Source organism: Nonomuraea sp. SBT364 (assembly GCF_001083785.1).
GTDB lineage: Bacteria > Actinomycetota > Actinomycetes > Streptosporangiales > Streptosporangiaceae > Nonomuraea.
In genome coordinates, this window is sequence record NZ_LAVL01000169.1 from 1 (window position 1) to 17,430 (window position 17,430).

Genomic DNA, 17,430 nt, shown 5'->3' on the forward strand with positions numbered 1-17,430 from the left:
GGGCCTGAGGCGACGAGTTTGTCCGGCCGGTTGACCGTGCGGCGGGGCCGGCGGCGTGGTTCGGTCTCCGGGTCGGCCGTCGGGGAGCTGTACGGGCGCCTGCCCTTGGGAGGGTCCTGGGCCTCGTCCTCCGGGGTGGGGGCGGAGAACGGCGGCATGCCCCAGGGGGAGGTGAGCGGTAAGCCGCGGGCCCGGTCGTCGCTGGGTCCCGGCGGGGAGTGCCTGATCCTGGGCTCGCCGGAGTCGCTCTCGGAACGCGGATCGTCGTCGCCCGGCGGTCGCCGGGGCGGGTCACTGGCGCCGGAGGCCACGCGCCGTACCTCCTCAACGTGTCAGATCAGGCCTGGTCGGCGGGCGGATCGGGCCGCGGGGCGGACCGTTCCACTGCTTCTACCCCGAGGGGCGCGGATGATCACCTCCGAATGACGCTCGCAGCCCACAACATCCAGACCAGCACGCCGGAGCCGGAATGGCGAGACCTCTCTAGCGAGATTCCCGGCACCCCGAGGGGATTTATCCGGAAAAGGGACTGACTGACCGCTTTTTGGCAAGATAGAGCACCCCGACCGCGAACACCCCGAGCTGCACCAGCGACCCCGCCAGCGACTGCCACGGCACCTGGTCCTGCAACAGCGCGTCGTCGAGCCGCCCCGAGGCCGCGCTCAGCCCGAACGCCACCATGTTGTTCACCACGTGCAGCGCGATCGGCGCCTCCAGCCCCCCGGTCCGCACGGCCAGGAACCCCATGACCGCCCCGAACAGGAACACGTCCACCAGCCCCGCCGACGAGTAGCCGTGCATGCCCGCGAACACCGCCGAGCTGATCAGGATGCTCCACACCGGATTGCGCACATGCGCCCCGAACGCCTGCAGGAACCACCCGCGGAACACGTACTCCTCGGCTGCCGCCTGGAACGGCACCAGCAGCACGATGACGATGAGCGCCGGCAGGAAGTACGCCCACCCGGCCCACCCGAAGAAGTCGTCGACCCGCTCCCCCGTGATCGCCAGCACCACGAGCTGGGCGGCCTGCCCGAGCACCAGCGCCAGCACGGCCAGCGCGGCGCAGCGCAGCATCCAGCCCCACCGCAGCCGCCCGGCGACCGAGGAGATCGTCCCGGGCCGCCGCCGCTGCACGAGCGCGACCGTGCCGAACACCAGCGGCAGCACGGCGGCGAGGGACAGCAGCAACTGGGCCATCCCGAACACCGGATCGCTGGAGATCTGCTCGGGATTGACGGGCTGCGGGATGCCCAGGACGGCGCCGAGCATCATCCCGGCGAACAGCACGACGAACCCCACCACGAAGAACCCGGCCGCGACCACGACCGTGCCGACGAGCTGCCGCCAGGGCTGGGCCGCGGGCGTGCGCGCCAGGTGGTCGTACCGGGCTCCGCTGGGCACCGGCACGTACCAGGACGGCTGAGGCGGCGGGTACGGGTACGTGCCGTACGGATGAGGCGGCCCGGAATTCTCCTGCATCTACAGAATCTTCCCAGCCTGTACGCAATAGTTCACAGACGGCGCGGCGATTTCGGCGGATGCTCGGGGACGTAGGCATTTCGACCCTGGGAGCACATCCATGTCAAGGCTGGGACCAGTCATCACCCTGGCGGTGGGCGCCGTGCTCGCCGCGGGGCTGGGTGTCGCCAGCATCACCGCGACACCCGCGGCGGACGACACCGTCGTGACCGCGAACGACACTCCGGCGCAGGAGAGCACGCCCGAGCCGAGCGCCACCCCCACGTTCGAGGAATCCGCGCCCGCCGCGCCGAGGAAGGCCGACTACGCGGGCCGCGTCAAGGGCAACGGCGGCCTGATCGCGATCTCCGTGCGCGACGGCAAGGCCATCGGCTACTTCTGCGACGGCAAGACCGAGGCCTGGTTCAAGGGCGACGCGACCGGCCCCGAGCTCACGCTGGAGGGCTTCGGCAAGGCCACGGTCGAGGCCGAGCTCGGCGGCGGCAAGGCCGCGGGCGAGGTGGCGGTCGGCGGCAGGAAGTGGACCTTCGAGGCGCCCGTCGCGAAGAAGCCCTCCGGCCTGTACCGGGCCAGCGCCATCGTCAGGGGAGCCAAGATCCGCGCGGGCTGGATCGTCCTGCGCAACCCGCAGGGCGGCTTCACCCAGGTCGGCACCGCGTTCCAGGACGACGAGCAGGTGCCGACGCCGAAGCTGGACGGCGACGCGCCGACCAGCCCCGTCACCGTCAACGGAACCACCGTCACGCCCGAGGACGTCGACGGCTTCATCGAGGAGATGAGATGACCGCCCTCCAGCGCCCCCCGGCGCGCGGTGTCGCGCTGCTGGTGCCGCTGCTCGCCGGCGGCCTGTTCATGATCGCGCTCGGCGTGTACGGCCGCGCGCACACCCCGACCGGCTTCGCCGTCGGCGTCGCGGGATTCTCCGCCGCGCTGCCGATGAAGGTGTGGCTGACGACCGGCGCGGCCGTGCTGGCGGTGGTGCAGGTCGTCTCGGCCCTGTCGCTGTGGGGGCGGCTCGGCGTCGACATCCCCGCGGGCGTGCACCGCTGGTCGGGCAGGCTCGCCTTCCTGCTCACGATCCCCGTCGCGTTCCACTGCCTGTACGCGCTCGGCCTGCAGTACGACGTGCCCCGGGTGGCCATCCACTCGCTGCTGGGCTGCTTCTTCTACGGCGTGTTCGTGGCCAAGATGCTGTCGCTGCGCAAGGCCGACGCGCCGGGCTGGACGCTGCCGGTGCTGGGCGGGCTGGCGTTCACCGCGCTGGTCGGGCTGTGGCTGACCTCGTCGTTCTGGTTCTTCACGACGATCGGCCTGAAGATCTAGGGCTCGAACCGGGTCGTCCGGCTCAGCCCGGCGGCCCGACCCTTGGCGGCCACGACCAGCGCCATCTTGCGTGACGCCTCGTCGATCATCTCGTCGCCCAGCATGACCGCGCCGCGCTTCTCCACGGTGGTGTAGTGCTCGTACGCCTCCAGGATCAGCTCGGCGTGGTCGTAGTCCTCCTGGGACGGCGAGAACACCTCGTTGGCCGCCTCGATCTGCGACGGGTGCAGCACCCACTTGCCGTCGAAGCCGAGCGCTGCGGCCCGCCGGGCCACCCGCCGGTAGCCGTCGACGTCCCTGATCTGCAGGTAGGGCCCGTCGATGACCTGCAGGTCGTGCATCCGGGCGGCCATCAGCAACCGCATCAGGATGTAGTGGTAGGCGTCGCCCTCCTCGTAGCCGGGCGGCTGCTCACCGACGACGAGCGTACGCATGTTGATCGAGGCCATGAAGTCGGCCGGCCCGAACACCAGCGTCTCCAGCCGCCTGGACGACCCGGCGATGGAGTCGACGTTGACCAGCCCCCGGGCGTTCTCGATCTGCGCCTCGATGCCGATCCGGCCCACCTCGAAGCCCATCGTCTTCTCGATCTGGGTGAGCAGCGTGTCGAGCCAGACGACCTCGGTCGGGTCCTGGACCTTGGGCAGCATCAGGCAGTCGAGCCGGTCCCCCGCCCCCTCGACGATCTCGATCACGTCCCGGTACGTCCACTGCGTCGTCAGGTCGTTGACCCGCACGACGCGGGTCTTGCCGGTCCAGTCGCCTTCGCGCAGGGCGGTCACGATGTTGCGGCGGGCCTCCTCCTTGGCCAGCGGCGCGACGGCGTCCTCCAGGTCGAGGAACACCTCGTCCGCGGGCAGGCCCTGCGCCTTCTCGAGGAAGCGGAGGTTGCTACCGGGCACCGCGAGGACCGACCGACGTGATCGCATGCGCCTACGCTAGTGCCCGGCCCGCCCACCCCGGTGATCGGCCGCGTCATTCGGGCTAGAGTCGAGCCGTGAGCGACATCACCGCGGCCATCCAGGAGGGCGCCAAGAAGTCCGGCATCCTCTGGCTCGCTCTCGACCGCCCCCGGCTGGCCTGGCACGCCTGGCACGACGGCGCCATCTACCTGGTGACGGGCGGCGAGGAGCAGCGCCTGCCCGGCCTGGAGGGGCTCGGCAGCGTCCGGGTGACCCTGCGGAGCAAGGACAACGGCGTCAGGCTCGCCGAGTTCGACGCCGACGTCGCGGTGGTCGACCAGGCCGCCGAGCCCGAGGCGGTCGCGGTGCTGGCCAAGGAGCGGCTCAACGCGCGCGACAGCGAGCACCTGGCCGAGCGGTGGGCGGCCGGCTCGACGGTGCTGCGACTGACTCCTCAGCCGGTGCGCACCGGTTCGGCGAGCCCGGTGGCGGGCGACGGCTGAGCGCTGGCCGTGGCGGTCTGGGCGAGCAGCGCGCCCGACAGCACGATCACGCCGCCGACGATCTGGAATACGCCCAGTTCCTCCCCGAGCAGCACCCAGGCCACGATCGCGCCGCCGATCACCTCCAGCGAGGCCACGGTCGCGCCCACGGCCGCCGACAGCCGGCGCACCGCGTTCACCCCCAGGATGTAGGCCGTCACGGTGGCGATGAGCACCATGCACAAGTACGCGCCGAGCACCGGCAGTTCCAGCGCCCCGGCCGCCGGCGTGGCGACCGAGACGAAGGCGGACCACGGGATGTCCCACGGCCGGGCGAACGGCATCAGCACGACGGCCGCCCCGGCCAGCCCCCAGGCGATCAGCCCGAGCGGGTCCACGTCGTCCCCGAAGCTATCGCTCATCAGGAAATATCCGGCGCAGCACGCCCCCGCCGCCAGCGCCAGCAGCAGCCCCAGCGCGTCCAGGCGCAGCCCGCTCCAGACCTCCACCACGATGCCCAGCCCCAGCACGGCCGTCACCGCGCCCACGAACGCGGCCCTGGCGAGCCGTACCTTGCGCACGAACCGCACCCAGACCACGACCATCACCGGCGCCATGAACTCCAGCAGCAGCGCGATGCCGACCGGCAGCCGGGTGATCGCCAGGAAGTAGAGCAACTGCACCGCCGCCACGGCGACGATCGCGTACATGCCGAAGAACGGGAGCCGTGCGCGCGGGATGCGCAGCGCGGCCGGCTTGACCACGGCCAGCACGGCGATCAGCAGCAGGCCGGCGCCGGCCATCCGCGCCCACACCGCCTCGATGGGGGCGAGGCCGGAGGCGATGAGGTACTTCGCCATCGGGCCCGAGAACGCGAAGCACATCGAGGACACGAAAGCGATCGCGAGTCCCGCATACCGCATGGGCGCACCACCAGGGGGGAAGTAATTACCGTACAAAACGTTTGATACTGACATGTCCGGGGTCCCGGGCGCAACGGCGAGCCCCTGTTAACGTGGCTGACGTGCAGATCTTCGTGGCCCGCCTGGCAGGCACCCCGGTCTTCGACCCCGCGGGCGACCAGATCGGCCGCATCCGCGACGTGGTGACCAGCCTGCGCGGCAACCGGCCGCCGAGCGCGCACGGCATGGTGGTGGAGGTGCAGCCGCGCCGCCGCGTCTTCCTGCCGATCACCCGCGTGCGCGGCATCGAGGCGGGCGCGGTGATCTTCACCGGGCGGATCAACATGCGCAGGTTCGAGCAGCGCGCCACCGAGACCCTGGTGATCGGTGAGATGCTGGACCTGACCGTCCGGGTGCGCGGCGAGGAGATGACCGTCTACGACGTGGCCATGGCCGAGATCAAGCCGTCCGCCTGGCAGATCACCAAGGTCGCCGTCTACAAGGGCAGGCGCAGGCGCGAGCCGAAGGTCGTCGACTGGAGCGAGGTGTCCGGGTTCGACATCCTGCAGTCCGACCAGGGCGCGGCCGGGCTGATCGCCTCCTTCGAGGAGATGCGGGCCGCCGACATGGCCAGCGCGCTGCACGACCTGCCCGGCAAGCGGCGCATCGAGATCGCCCGGGCGCTCGACGACGACCGGCTGGCCGACGTGCTGGAGGAGCTGCCGCCCGGCGACCAGATCGGCATCCTCGGCATGCTGGAGCCCGAGCGGGCCGCCGACGTGCTGGAGGAGATGAACCCGGACGACGCCGCCGACCTGCTGGGTGACCTGCCCGACCAGCAGGCGGCCGAGCTGCTGGCGCTGATGGAGCCCAAGGAGGCCGCCCCGGTGCGGCGGCTGCTCACCTACCCGCAGGACACCGCGGGCGGCATGATGACCAGCGAGCCGGTGATCCTGCCGCCGAGCGGCACCGTCGCCGAGGCGCTCGCGCACATCCGGCAGCAGGACCTGACCCCCGCCGTCGCCGCCCAGGTCTACGTCACCCGGCCGCCGAACGAGACCCCGACGGGCCCGTACCTGGGCGTGACGCACTTCCAGCGGCTGCTGCGCGACCCGCCGTCCACGCTGCTGGGCGCCGTGCTCGACCCGTCGATCGACCCGATCAGGCCGGAGTTCACGCTGCCGGAGGTGGCCTTCTACCTGGCCAATTACAACCTCGTCGCGGCGCCGGTGGTGGACGAGCTGAACCGGCTCGTCGGCGCGGTCACCGTGGACGACGTGCTGGACCACCTGCTGCCCGAAGACTGGCGCGAGAGGCCGGAGCCGTGACGAGCGAGCGCCTGGACCAGCCCAGGGAGCTGCGCCGCTCGCTGCGGCCGCACTACGACCCCGAGGCGTTCGGCCGGCTGTCGGAGCGGATCGCGCGCTTCCTCGGCACAGCGCGGTTCCTGGTCTACATGACCGTGTTCGTCGCGGTGTGGATCATCTGGAACGTCGTCGCCCCCGGCCGCCTGCAGTTCGACCCGTATCCGTTCATCTTCCTCACGCTCATGCTGTCGTTGCAGGCCTCCTACGCCGCTCCGCTCATCCTGCTGGCGCAGAACCGGCAGGACGACCGCGACCGCGTCCAGTACGAGCAGGACCGCGACACCGCCGAGCGCAACCAGGCGGAGATCGAGTATCTGACCCGGGAGATCGCCGGCCTGCGGCTGGCCATGGGCGAGGTGACCACCCGCGACTACCTGCGCTCGGAGCTCCAGCGGCTGGGCGAGGACCTCAGGGAGCGTCCGTGAGCCTGGCCAGCAGGTCGCGCACCAGGGCCAGGTCGCCCGGCGCCAGCCGGTCCAGGAACATCGCCCGGACGCCGCGCCGGTAGGTGGGCGTCGCCTCGGCCAGGCGCTCCACCCCGGCCCGCGTCAGCACCGCGAACAGGCCCCGGGCGTCGCTCGCGCACGCCTCGCGCGTCACCAGCCCGTCACGCTGCAGCCGGTCGATCAACCGCGTCAGGCCGCTGCGCGACAGCAGCACCCGGCCCGCCAGGTCGTTCATCCGCAGCCGCCGCCCCGGCGCCTCGGCGAGCTGCGTCAGCACGTCGAACGAGGCCAGCGGCAGGTCGTGGCCGTCGAGCAGCTCGGCCTCCAGGTGCCGGGCGATCCCCACCTGGGCGCGCTGCAGGGTCCGCCAGACGGTCAACTCCCCGGCGGTGAGCCCCTCGTCGGGCAGAACAGTCACGGAGTAACCTTAGAACGTTGCACGTACACCTAAAACCGCGCTGGATTAACGGGGCGGCCCGCCAGGTTCATACCATGGAGGGGCATCCTCACTGGCGTACAGGCGCCTGTCACACATATACCGGCAAAGGAGGGACGGCACCCTCGTCCGCGGGCGTGCCGAGACTTCGATGGCACCAACCCAGGAACAGGTGACGGCCGCCCTCGCCACCGTCATCGACCCCGAGATCCGCCGCCCGATCACCGACCTCGGCATGGTCAAGGGCATCGACATCGCCACAGACGGCAAGGTGCGAGTCGGCGTCTACCTCACCGTGGCCGGGTGTCCGATGAAGGACACCATCCGGCGCGACGTCACCACGTCGGTCGCCAAGCTCGACGGCGTCACGGGCGTGGAGATCGAGCTCGACGTGATGAGCGCGGAGCAGCGCAAGACGCTGCAGACCACGCTGCGCGGCGACCGGGGGCCGGAAAAAGAGATCCCCTTCAACCAGCCCGGCTCGCTGACCCGCGTCTTCGCGGTGGCCAGCGGCAAGGGCGGCGTCGGCAAGTCGTCCGTGACGGTCAACCTCGCGGCCGCCATGGCCGCCGGCGGGCTCAAGGTCGGCATCGTCGACGCCGACATCTACGGCCACAGCATCCCGCGCATGCTGGGCGCCGCCGAGCGGCCCACCAAGGTCGAAGACATGATCATGCCGCCGATGGCGCATGACATCAAGGTCATCTCGGTCGGCATGTTCAAGCCCGAGGGCAACACGCCGGTGGTCTGGCGCGGGCCGATGCTCGACCGCGCGCTGCACCAGTTCCTGGCCGACGTCTACTGGGGCGACCTCGACGTCCTGCTGCTCGACCTGCCGCCCGGCACCGGCGACATCGCCATCTCGGTGGCGCAGCGCCTGCCCGGGGCCGAGATCCTGGTCGTCACCACGCCGCAGATGGCCGCCGCCGAGGTGGCCGAGCGGGCCGGCTCCATCGCCGCCCAGACCCACCAGCAGATCGCCGGCGTCATCGAGAACATGGCCTGGCTGCCCTGCCCGCACTGCGACGAGCGCATCGCGGTCTTCGGCGAGGGCGGCGGCCAGACGGTCGCCGACGCCCTGACCCGCACGCTCGGCGCCCGGGTGCCGCTGCTCGGTCAGGTGCCCATCGACCTGCGCCTGCGCGAGGGCGGCGACGAGGGCAAGCCGCTCGTCCTCACCGACCCCGACTCCCCCGCCGCCGCCGAGCTCCGCTCGATCGCGTCGGGCCTGAGCAAGCGCTCGTCCAGCCTCAAGGGCATGCAGCTCGGCCTGGCCCCCAACCGGGGCTGACCTCACCATGGCGGGCCCACGAGCGTGGGCCCGTCAGGTCGCCTCTGAGTCGTAGGGCGGGATCTCCCCGACGCCCAGCTCGTCGGCCACCGGCGCCGCGTAGGCGGGCGCGGGCTCCAGCGTGGGCTTGGAGTTCCAGTCGTCGTCGAGGTCGTCGAGCAGGTGCTTGCGCACGAAGTTGCGCGGATTGAGGTCGGCCGGGTCGAAGTCCTTGAACTCCGGCCCCAGCCCGGCACGCAGGTCGTCACGCGCGTTGTTGGCCATCCGCCGCAGGTTGCGCAGCGTCTTGCCGGCCTGCGAGGCCGCCTGGGGCAGCTTCTCCGGACCGAAGACCAGCAGCGCGATGACGATCAGCGCACCGATCTCCAACCAGCCAAGTCCGAACACCTGAGCTCCTACCAGTCCATCCGCTCCGGGGACAAAACCCCGGCCTACCCACAGAGTACGGGCTTCCGCGAACCGGTCCGCACCCCGGTTCAGGACGGGGTGGGCACCGGCTCCTCATCGGCGCTCACCACCAGGGTCGCGGTGTGCTCCTTGTCGTCGCGCTCGTACTTGATCTCGATCTTCGAGCCGGGCGACTTGCTGCGGATCAGCGCGATGAGCTCGTTGCCGTCCTGCAGGCGCAGGCCGTCGACCTCCAGGATCACGTCACCCGCCTTGAGGCCCGCCTTCTCGGCGGGACCGCCGGCGTCGACAGGCGGGCGGCCGCTGCGGTTGCCGGTGGCGATGCGGACGCCCTCGCCCCGCCACTCCGGGTCGAGCACGATGCCGATCTTGGGGCGCTTGGCCTTGCCGGTGGTGACGAGCTCCTGGGCGACGCGGCGGGCCTGGTTGACCGGGATCGCGAAGCCGAGGCCGATGCTGCCGCTCTGGTTGGTGACCGACCGGCTCAGCGTGGCGATCGCCGAGTTGACGCCGACGACCTCGCCCCTGCCGTTGACCAGCGGCCCACCCGAGTTGCCCGGGTTGATCGCGGCGTCGGTCTGGATGGCGCTGATGTAGGCGGGCTCCTCGCCGGCGCCGCCGCTCTCGTCGCCCGCGATGACGGGACGGTTGAGCGAGCTGACGATGCCGGTCGTGACCGTGCCCGTCAGGCCCAGCGGCGAGCCGATCGCGATGACGGGGTCGCCCACGACCACCTCGTCGGAGTTGCCGAGCCGGATCTCCGGCGTGCCGAACGTCTCGTCGGGCTTGACCACGGCCAGGTCGGAGCCGGGGTCGCGGCCGACGATGCGGGCCGACGTGGTCTTGCGGTTGTTGAACTGGATCTTGATCTCGCCGCCCTTGGCCGCCAGCGCGACCACGTGGTTGTTGGTCACCACGTAGCCGTCCTTGATCAGGAAGCCGGAGCCGGAGGCGCCCTCGGTGTTGCCGACGTTGCCGACCTCCAGGGACACCACGCTGGGCAGCACCCGCGAGGCCACCCCGGCCACGGACTCGGGCGGCCTGTTGGTGCTGCCGGTGGGCGCGGCGCCAAGGTTGAAGCTCGGGTCGGTGCCGCCGCCCGGCCTGGTCAGCAGGTAGGTGCCGAGGCTGCCGAGCAGTGAGGCCACCAGGGCGATGACGATGGCGAGCACCACGAGGAACGAGGTGCTCGGCCCGCGCCTGGGCAGCGCCATCGTGCCGCCGAACATCCCGCCCGGAGGCGGCGGCGCCCACCCGGGGCCCATCCCGAGGGCCCTCGGGGGCGGAGGCGGCGTGCCCCGGTGCCCGAACGCCGGCCCCTCACCACCGGGGTTGCCGAACCCGTAGGCCGACCCCTCACCACTGGGATTGCCGAAGCCGTACGGAGAGCCTTCGCCGCCGGGGTTGCCGAAGCCGTAGGAAGGGCCCTCCGCGCCGGGTGGGGCGTAGGACGGGCCTTCGCCGCCGGGGCTGCTGAAGCCGTAGGAGGGGCTCTCGGCGCCCGGTGGATTGTAAGAGGGGCCGTCGGCGCCCGGTGGGGCGTAGGAGGGGCCTTCGCCCGCGGGGTTGCTCATGCCGTAGGGGGCGCCGAAGGAGGGCGTCTCGTAGGCGCGCGTGTCGCCCCTGCCGCCCTCGGGGGAGCCGAAGGAGTGGGGCGGGGTGCCGTAGATCGTGGTGTCGCCGGGCTCGCCCGACGGCGCGCCCCAGCTCGGCTCGGGCCGCCGCTCCGGCTGGTCGCCGGCGGGCAGGAACTCCGGCCGCCCCTGTGGATCAGGGTTGTCCGACGGCTTGCGTCCATCGTCGGGGCGCGTCTCGTCGGTCATCTACTACTCACCACTCCTTGCTCGGACACCGCAATCATGGCGTGATCGGCATACGAGAGTCGTAAAGCAATTGTCAGCAAAAACCGACAAATCCCGATCTCAGATCGTATGCCCACCACGCCATGGACTACGCCACCCCGAGTATCCCAGTACCGAACCGGTCAGGGAGTGGGAGCGGTCGTCTGCCCGGTCGAGGGCGAGTTCTGTACGCGCTTGACCAGCTCGACCGGCGGCGTGGAGGTCTGCCCGCCACCCGACACGGCGAAGAACGTGCCGAGCGCCACGGCCGCGGAGACCACGCTGACCGCCACGTACGCGGTGCGCCGCCTAGCGCCCCGGCCCGGCCCCGAAGATGCGCCACCACTGGCGCCCCTGCGGGGCCTGTTGTCCAAAGGGGCGATGCTGTGCGGCCCCGGGATGGGCACCCCTCCGAACGTCCGGGTAGGGAAAGGCCGCTCGCGGGGCGGCAACGGGCCGCCCGGCTCGGCCATCCGCAGCAGCGACATGGTCAGGTCGGCCGGCATCGACGGCCCGTCGAGCGAGCGCAGGCGCGACTTCAGCGCCCGCATCGACTCGACCTCACGCCTGCAGTCAGCGCAGAATGTCAGATGCGCGAGCGCGCGTTCCCTGTCGGTGTGGCCGAGCTCTCCGTCGACCAGCGCGGATATGCGTTCTCCAAGATGAGCCATATCAGACTTCCTCCCCACGGGTAACGGTCGGGGGGAGTTGGGAATTACGGGGAGCCCGGTGGTCGAGCGCCTCCCGCAACTGCGCCCGGCCACGATGGATGCGGCTCCGAACCGTGCCCAGCTTGACGCTGAGCGTGGCCGCGATCTCCTCATACGACAGGCCCTCGATGTCACACAGCACGATCGCGGCCCGGAACTCCGGGGCGAGCGCGTCGAGCGCCGCCTGGATGTCGGGCTCGAGGTGCGCGTCGTCGAACGCCTGCGCCGGCGACGGCTCGCGGCCACGGAGTCGCTCCGCCGCGTCGTCGGCCAGCCCCTCGAACCTGATGCGCTGCTTGCGCCGCGCCATGTCGAGGAACAGGTTGGTCGTGATCCGGTGCAGCCACCCTTCGAACGTGCCCGGGGTGTAACTCGACAGCGACCTGAACACACGGACGAAGACCTCCTGGGTGAGGTCCTCGGCGTCGTGGACGTTGCCGGTCAGGCGGTACGCCAGGCGATACACGCGTGCGGAGTGAGTCCGCACCACTTCCTCCCACGTGGGAGGAGTCCAGTCGGATTCGGACATGCTCGTCGGAGTCTCGGCCTGGTGGTTACTTTCGTCCACCAGAACTCCTCTCTCTGGGACCACCGCTACCGCCATAGTGCCTGGTTTTGTCCCTTCGTGCGCATTGGCTGCCTTCAGGACCGGCAAAGCCCGTTTAAACCTGCAACGCCTCGGCGCCCTCCTGAGTTCCCGTCCCGGCGTGTCTCCCCTAGGCTGCGATCGGTGACCAATCGCACGAAAGTGGGGGGAGGAGGCCGATGACCAGTCCGGTAGAGGCCACTCTGGCCTATGCGGAGCAGTTCCATCAGGAAGATGAGATCTTGCACGCGGCGCGGCAGCGCGGGCTGGAGATGGGCGCCACGCCCATCCTTCCCGGCGGCGGCGCGGCGTTGTGCTTCCTCGCCACGGCGGTCAACGCCAAGTCGGTCGTCGAGGTCGGCACCGGCTGCGGCGTGTCCGGGCTCTGGCTGCTGCGCGGCATGCGCTCCGACGGCACGCTGACCAGCGTCGACGTCGAGCCGGAGCACCAGCGGCTGGCCCGGCAGGCGTTCGCCGAGGCCGGGTTCTCCGGCGGCCGGGTGCGCCTGATCGCGGGCCGCGCGCTCGACGTGCTGCCCCGGCTCTCCGACGGCGGCTACGACCTCGTCTTCGCCGACGCCGCCAAGCAGGAGTACGCCGACTACCTCGCCGAGTCGGTGCGCCTGCTGCGCGTGGGCGGCGTCGTCGCCTTCGACAACGTGCTGTGGCACAACCGGGTGGCCGACCCCGCGCAGCGCGACCCCGACACGGTCTCGCTGCGCGAGCTGGGCAAGCTGGTGCAGGGTGACGACCGCCTGCGCTCGGTGCTCATGCCCCTCGGCGACGGCCTGCTGGCCGCCGTCAAGGTCGCCGACTAGCCGTACGCGCTTCCGTACGGGCCCCTAGGGGCGGGTCAGCCACTCCAGGAGCACCCGGACGCCGAAGCCCGTGGCCCCCTTGGTCAGCACGCCCTCGTCGACGGTGCTGCGTCCCACACCGGCGATGTCGAGGTGGGCCCAGGACCGCTCCCCCACGAACTCCTTCAGGAACAGCGCCGCCGTGATCGACCCGGCCCCGTAGGTGGAGCCGACCTCGATGTTGGCCAGATCGGCCACCGACGACCGCAGCCCCTCGGCGTAGTCGTCGATCAGCGGCATCCGCCACAGCTTGTCGTCGCTCTCCTGCCCGGCCGCCACGAGCTGCGCGGCCAGCTCGTCGTCGGTGGCGTAGAGGCCGCCGACGCCGCGCCCGAGCGCCACGCTCATCGCGCCGGTCAGCGTGGCGATGTCCACGATCACGTCGGGGTCCAGCTCGGCGTCGGCGTAGGCGAGCGCGTCGGCCAGCACCAACCGGCCCTCGGCGTCGGTGTTGAGCACCTCGACCGTGCGGCCGCCGTACTGCTTGATGACGTCGCTGGGCCGCTGGGCGGTGCCGGACGGCATGTTCTCGGCGGCGGCGATCAGGCCGGTGACCCGCACCGGCGCGCCGAGCCTGGCCAGCGCGCCGAGGACGGCGATCACCACGGCGCCGCCCGCCATGTCGGTCTTCTGGGTCTTCATGTTGTCCGTCGGCTTGAGCGACAGGCCGCCGGAGTCGAACGTGATGCCCTTGCCCACCAGCACGACGTGACGCGTGGCCGGCTCGGCGGGCGTGTAGGACAGCTGGATGAGCCGCGGCGGGCTGACCGAGCCCTGGCCGACCGCCACGATGCCGCCGAATCCCCCGGCCCGCAGCTCCTCCTCGTCCCACACGCGCACGGGCAGGTCCTGCTCGGCGGCACGGTCGGCGAGCCAGGCCGGGTTCTTCACCGACGACGGCGTGTTGGACAGGTCGCGGGCCAGCGCCACGGCCCGCGCCACGCTCTCACCGCGCCGGACCTGCTGCTCGTCGGCGCCCGCGAACGTGAGCGCGGCCACCGGCCGCCTGCCCGGCGAGCCGATCTTGAAGGAGTAGGCGGCCAGCAGCGCGGCCTCGGCGAACGAGGTCACGTCACCCTCGGGCGCCAGCACCACCAGCTCGTCCTGGCCGCGCACGCGGCGGGTCAGCGTGGCCGCGGCCTTGCGCAGGGCGCGCGGCGAGCCGTCGCCCACGCCGTAGAGGAGCACGCGGCCGACGCCGTCGCCGCGTGCCACGGGAACCTCGACGATCTCGCCGGCCTCGCCCTTGGCCTCGTAGTGGGCGAGCAGGCCGGCGACCGGCACGTGCAGATCGACCACTGATGGCGGGCTCAGGTCCGGCGTGTACGGGACGGCCAGCAGCGCGGCTTCCGCGGGGACCTCGGCGACCACCGACGCAGCGGTCTCAATGGGCACGTTCGCTCTCCTCCAACGTCAGCGACCCTGGCGCGGGCGTACGCCAGGGTCGTGGGTCAAACCTGTCCGGGATCTCTCAGCCGACGACGTTCTTCAACGCCTCGCCGAGCGCCTTCGCCTCGTCGGCGGAAATCTCCACGACGAGCCGGCCGCCGCCCTCCAGGGGGACCCGCATGACAATGCCGCGCCCTTCCTTGGTGACCTCGAGCGGACCATCGCCGGTCCGCGGCTTCATCGCCGCCATGCGTGTATCCCTTCCTGCCTTGGGCTCCCGCGGCCCGCGATTTCCGACCGCCCGTGGGGGGTGGTCGGCGCATTCACGTCTTCTGTGATGTCCTATTCTCCCGCATCGAGAGCCCTCATGGGTAACGATCTCCTCCCAGAATGCGTTGTCCGGGTGGGCGAAGGCGGCCAAACTGGACTTCGTGCATGCACGCGCCGCCCTGTTCGACCTGTATGGAGACCACCTGCGCTCGCGGGGTGGGCAGGCATCCGTGGCCGCTCTCGTCCGCCTCATGCGACCGCTGGAAATCGCCGCTCCCGCCGTGCGTACCGCCGTTTCACGCATGGTGCGGCAGGGCTGGCTGCAGCCCGTCAGACTGCCGCAGGGAGCCGGGTACGGGCTCACTCCGAAGTGCGTCAGGCGGCTGGATGAGGCGGCGCTGAGAATTTACCGAGCCGGGACGCTGAGCTGGCACGGCCGCTGGCACCTGATCGTTTTCGGCTCCGTCAGAGACCGGGCGCGCCGCGAGCGGATCAGGGCCGACCTGACCTTCCTCGGCTACGCCGCGCTGTCCGAGACGACGTGGATCGGCCCGCGCTCCTCCATCGAGCTGGACAACCTGCTGGACGGGGAGGGGGTGCGCGCCGACCGGTTCGACGCGGCGATCGAGGGCGACCCGCGCGAGCTGGTCTCCCGGGCATGGGATCTGACCGCCATCGGCGAGGCGTACGAGCAATGGCACGCCGAGGCTGTCACGCTGATCAGCGCCCTGCCCGACCGGGCCGCGCCCGACCGGGTGTTCGCGACCAGGAGCAGGCTGGTGCACGGGTGGCGCAACTTCCTGTTCCGCGACCCCGGGCTGCCGCCCGAGCTGCTGCCCGCCGGCTGGCCTGGCGAGAAGGCCCGCGCCTACTTCGAGCAGGAGGCCGCCAGGCTGCTGCCCACGGCCGCCGCGTTCGTCGACAGGGAGTTGCATTGACCGCCGCCGCCATCGACCGCCGCCATTGACCGCCGCCGCTGAGGGAGACGCCTTGATCCGCTATGACGTACGCGACGCCGTCGCCGCCATCACGCTCGACCGCCCCGACGCCATGAACTCACTGACCGCCGAGCTCAAGACCGCGCTCCTGGACGCGCTCAGGGAGGCCGCCGGCGCCCCCGACGTCCGCGCCGTCCTGCTCACCGGCTCGGGCCGGGCCTTCTGCGCCGGCCAGGACCTGCGCGAGCACGCCGCCAACCTGGAGGCCGGCCGCGGCCTGGCCGACACCGTGCGCGCGCACTACAACCCGATCGTCGAGCTCATCACCACGATGCCCAAGCCGGTCGTGGCCGCCGTCAACGGCGTCGCCGCGGGCGCGGGCGCCTCCCTGGCCTTCGCCTGCGACCTGCGCGTCGCCTCCGAGAAGGCCAAGTTCGCGCTCGCCTTCGCCGGCATCGCCCTGGCGCCCGACTCGGGCGCGTCCTGGACGCTGCAACGCCTGGTCGGCCTCGGCCGCGCCACTGAGATCATGCTGCTCGGCGAGCCGATCGACGCCGCCCGCGCCCTGGAACTCGGCCTGGTGAACCGTGTCGTCGCGCCCGACGCCCTCCCGGACGCCGCCCGTGACCTGGCCGCCCTCCTCGCCCAGGGCCCCACCCGGGCCTTCGCCGCCACCAAACGCGCGCTCGCCCACGCGGCGACCCACTCCCTGCCGGAATCACTCGCCCTGGAGGCCGACCTGCAGGACGAATGCGTCGCCACCGACGATCACCGGACGGCCACCAAGGCGTTCCTCAACAAGGAGCGCCCCGTCTTTCACCGCCCCGCCTGACCCCGCGCCACGCAGCCTTCGATGTGGTCGTTGACCAGGCCGATGGCCTGCATCAGCGCATAGGCGGTGGTCGGCCCGACGAACCTGAAGCCGCGCCCCTTCAGCTCCTTGGCCAGCGCCTTGGACGCCGGGGTGACGGCGGGCACGTCGGCCATGGACGCGGGCACCGGCGAGTCGGGGTCGGCATATTTCCAGACAAGCTCAGAAATGCCGTCCGGCAGCTCCAGCGCCGCCCGCGCGTTGCCGATCGCCGCCTCCACCTTGGCCCGGTTGCGCACGATCCCCGGATCGCCGAGCAGCCGCTCGACGTCCTTCTCCGTGTAACCGGCCACCTTCGGGATCGAGAACCGGTCGAAGGCGCGGCGGAAGTTCTCCCGTTTGCGCAGGATCGTCAGCCATGACAGCCCCGACTGGAACGCCTCCAGCGTCACGCGCTCGAACACCCCGTCGTCCCCGTGCACGGGGCGGCCCCACTCCTCGTCGTGGTAGGCGATGTAGAGCGGGTCCGTCATCCCCGTCCACGTGCAGCGGATCACTTCGCTCACGACCGCTCGTCCCCGTCCTTCCCCCGCGGCACCCGTACCGCCTCCCGGGCCTGCTCCCCCTCCTGAGGAGAGTCGCCCTCGTGCTCCTTCTCAAGGAACCCGTCGCCGTCCGGAGCCGCGTCACTCCCCGAGGAGAGGTCGCCGCGCGAGGACTCTTCTCCGCCGGATCCGGCGTCCCCGGCGTCGGCGGACGCCTGCGGCGCGCCCTCGTCCGGCGCGGCCTCCGCGGAGGCGTCCCCGTCGTGCGATCCCTCGCCCGCCAAGGAGGCTTCACCCACGGGAGCCCCGTCCGCGGTCACCTCCGCCTGCGGCGCGCCCTCGTCCGGGGAGGCGCTCCCGTCGGGCGGTCCTGCGCCCGGCGAGAGCGCCTCCCCGGACGAGGGCGCGCCGCAGGCGGAGGTGACCGCGGACGGGGCTCCCGTG

At 71.5% G+C, this 17,430-nt stretch carries 21 protein-coding genes and 1 pseudogene; 9 read left to right on the top strand and 13 right to left on the bottom strand.

Translation table 11 applies throughout. From position 1 onward, the window contains the following. Both ADY59_RS39835 and ADY59_RS39840 read right to left on the bottom strand, forming a co-directional pair. Nucleotides 1-311 (bottom strand): hypothetical protein (locus ADY59_RS39835; RefSeq protein WP_049574143.1); only part of this gene is annotated, 311 nt, incomplete at its 3' end. 202 nt (nucleotides 312-513) lie between these two features. After that, on the bottom strand, nucleotides 514-1,482 hold the full coding sequence (locus tag ADY59_RS39840; RefSeq protein ID WP_049574147.1) for a CPBP family intramembrane glutamic endopeptidase: 969 nt from the start codon (nucleotides 1,480-1,482) through the stop codon (nucleotides 514-516). A gap of 100 nt (nucleotides 1,483-1,582) precedes the next feature. Here ADY59_RS39840 and ADY59_RS39845 point away from each other — a divergent pair, with 100 nt between their 5' ends. Beyond that, entirely contained in the window at nucleotides 1,583-2,266 is a 684-nt protein-coding gene (locus tag ADY59_RS39845; protein ID WP_063780928.1) for a hypothetical protein, read from the top strand. Then, the gene (locus ADY59_RS39850) at nucleotides 2,263-2,805 is read left to right on the top strand and encodes a DUF6529 family protein (RefSeq protein ID WP_049574151.1); all 543 of its coding nucleotides are present in this window, start codon (nucleotides 2,263-2,265) and stop codon (nucleotides 2,803-2,805) included. Before ADY59_RS39845 ends, ADY59_RS39850 begins: the two co-directional genes overlap by 4 nt. Here ADY59_RS39850 and ADY59_RS39855 read toward each other — a convergent pair. After that, entirely contained in the window at nucleotides 2,802-3,734 is a 933-nt protein-coding gene (locus tag ADY59_RS39855; RefSeq protein ID WP_049574153.1) for an HpcH/HpaI aldolase/citrate lyase family protein, read from the bottom strand. The two genes, ADY59_RS39850 and ADY59_RS39855, sit on opposite strands and share 4 nt — an antisense overlap. Before the next feature lie 68 nt (nucleotides 3,735-3,802). Between ADY59_RS39855 and ADY59_RS39860 the strand changes: the two genes are divergently transcribed. Further along, the gene (locus ADY59_RS39860; RefSeq protein ID WP_049574155.1) at nucleotides 3,803-4,210 is read left to right on the top strand and encodes a hypothetical protein; all 408 of its coding nucleotides are present in this window, start codon (nucleotides 3,803-3,805) and stop codon (nucleotides 4,208-4,210) included. Here the strand turns inward: ADY59_RS39860 and ADY59_RS39865 are convergent. Then, a complete protein-coding gene (locus tag ADY59_RS39865) occupies nucleotides 4,162-5,112 on the bottom strand; it encodes an EamA family transporter (protein WP_049574158.1) in 951 nt (316 codons plus the stop codon). The two genes, ADY59_RS39860 and ADY59_RS39865, sit on opposite strands and share 49 nt — an antisense overlap. Nucleotides 5,113-5,213: 101 nt before the next feature. On the opposite strand from ADY59_RS39865, the gene ADY59_RS39870 reads away from it, so the two are divergent. Continuing rightward, on the top strand, nucleotides 5,214-6,419 hold the full coding sequence (locus ADY59_RS39870; protein ID WP_442937787.1) for a magnesium transporter MgtE N-terminal domain-containing protein: 1,206 nt from the start codon (nucleotides 5,214-5,216) through the stop codon (nucleotides 6,417-6,419). Next, nucleotides 6,416-6,883 (top strand): DUF1003 domain-containing protein, encoded by a 468-nt coding sequence (locus tag ADY59_RS39875; protein WP_049574164.1) that lies wholly within the window; start codon nucleotides 6,416-6,418, stop codon nucleotides 6,881-6,883. Before ADY59_RS39870 ends, ADY59_RS39875 begins: the two co-directional genes overlap by 4 nt. Here ADY59_RS39875 and ADY59_RS39880 read toward each other — a convergent pair. Continuing rightward, the gene (locus ADY59_RS39880) at nucleotides 6,867-7,322 is read right to left on the bottom strand and encodes a MarR family winged helix-turn-helix transcriptional regulator (RefSeq protein ID WP_049574167.1); all 456 of its coding nucleotides are present in this window, start codon (nucleotides 7,320-7,322) and stop codon (nucleotides 6,867-6,869) included. The two genes, ADY59_RS39875 and ADY59_RS39880, sit on opposite strands and share 17 nt — an antisense overlap. A gap of 169 nt (nucleotides 7,323-7,491) precedes the next feature. Between ADY59_RS39880 and ADY59_RS39885 the strand changes: the two genes are divergently transcribed. Further along, nucleotides 7,492-8,631, top strand: a complete 1,140-nt coding sequence (locus ADY59_RS39885) for an Mrp/NBP35 family ATP-binding protein (RefSeq protein ID WP_049574169.1) — start codon at nucleotides 7,492-7,494, stop codon at nucleotides 8,629-8,631. A 33-nt stretch (nucleotides 8,632-8,664) separates the two neighbouring features. Here the strand turns inward: ADY59_RS39885 and ADY59_RS39890 are convergent, their stop codons facing one another. The 4 genes from ADY59_RS39890 to sigE form a co-directional block, all read right to left on the bottom strand. Further along, entirely contained in the window at nucleotides 8,665-9,018 is a 354-nt protein-coding gene (locus ADY59_RS39890; RefSeq protein ID WP_049574172.1) for a sec-independent translocase, read from the bottom strand. Nucleotides 9,019-9,107: 89 nt separating this feature from the next. Then, nucleotides 9,108-10,862, bottom strand: coding sequence for a trypsin-like peptidase domain-containing protein (locus ADY59_RS47820; RefSeq protein WP_053175573.1), 1,755 nt, complete (start codon nucleotides 10,860-10,862; stop codon nucleotides 9,108-9,110). Between the two features lie 161 nt (nucleotides 10,863-11,023). Continuing rightward, nucleotides 11,024-11,551: an anti-sigma factor family protein gene (locus ADY59_RS39900; RefSeq protein ID WP_049574175.1), complete on the bottom strand. Its 528-nt coding sequence runs from the start codon at nucleotides 11,549-11,551 to the stop codon at nucleotides 11,024-11,026. Between the two features lies 1 nt (nucleotide 11,552). Further along, complete coding sequence (gene sigE, locus ADY59_RS39905; RefSeq protein ID WP_049574178.1) at nucleotides 11,553-12,194, bottom strand: RNA polymerase sigma factor SigE; 642 nt, start codon at nucleotides 12,192-12,194, stop codon at nucleotides 11,553-11,555. Nucleotides 12,195-12,355: 161 nt separating this feature from the next. Between sigE and ADY59_RS39910 the strand changes: the two genes are divergently transcribed. Then, a complete protein-coding gene (locus tag ADY59_RS39910) occupies nucleotides 12,356-12,994 on the top strand; it encodes an O-methyltransferase (RefSeq protein ID WP_049574181.1) in 639 nt (212 codons plus the stop codon). A 24-nt stretch (nucleotides 12,995-13,018) separates the two neighbouring features. On the opposite strand, the gene ADY59_RS39915 is transcribed toward ADY59_RS39910, so the two are convergent. Both ADY59_RS39915 and ADY59_RS49260 read right to left on the bottom strand, forming a co-directional pair. Further along, nucleotides 13,019-14,428, bottom strand: a complete 1,410-nt coding sequence (locus tag ADY59_RS39915; protein WP_049574184.1) for a leucyl aminopeptidase — start codon at nucleotides 14,426-14,428, stop codon at nucleotides 13,019-13,021. 76 nt (nucleotides 14,429-14,504) lie between these two features. After that, on the bottom strand, nucleotides 14,505-14,672 hold the full coding sequence (locus ADY59_RS49260) for a DUF3117 domain-containing protein (RefSeq protein ID WP_020545024.1): 168 nt from the start codon (nucleotides 14,670-14,672) through the stop codon (nucleotides 14,505-14,507). Between the two features lie 181 nt (nucleotides 14,673-14,853). On the opposite strand from ADY59_RS49260, the gene ADY59_RS39920 reads away from it, so the two are divergent. Next, nucleotides 14,854-15,630, top strand: coding sequence for a PaaX family transcriptional regulator (locus tag ADY59_RS39920; protein WP_049574198.1), 777 nt, complete (start codon nucleotides 14,854-14,856; stop codon nucleotides 15,628-15,630). Nucleotides 15,631-15,682: 52 nt separating this feature from the next. Further along, entirely contained in the window at nucleotides 15,683-16,462 is a 780-nt protein-coding gene (locus ADY59_RS39925) for an enoyl-CoA hydratase-related protein (protein ID WP_082310759.1), read from the top strand. Here ADY59_RS39925 and ADY59_RS39930 read toward each other — a convergent pair. Together ADY59_RS39930 and ADY59_RS51940 are read right to left on the bottom strand one after the other, a co-directional pair. Beyond that, nucleotides 16,447-17,007, bottom strand: coding sequence for a DNA-3-methyladenine glycosylase I (locus tag ADY59_RS39930; protein ID WP_049574190.1), 561 nt, complete (start codon nucleotides 17,005-17,007; stop codon nucleotides 16,447-16,449). The genes ADY59_RS39925 and ADY59_RS39930 overlap by 16 nt on opposite strands. Further along, nucleotides 17,004-17,430: pseudogene (locus tag ADY59_RS51940) on the bottom strand (hypothetical protein); the annotation flags it as partial. The gene ADY59_RS39930 and the pseudogene ADY59_RS51940, both read right to left, overlap by 4 nt.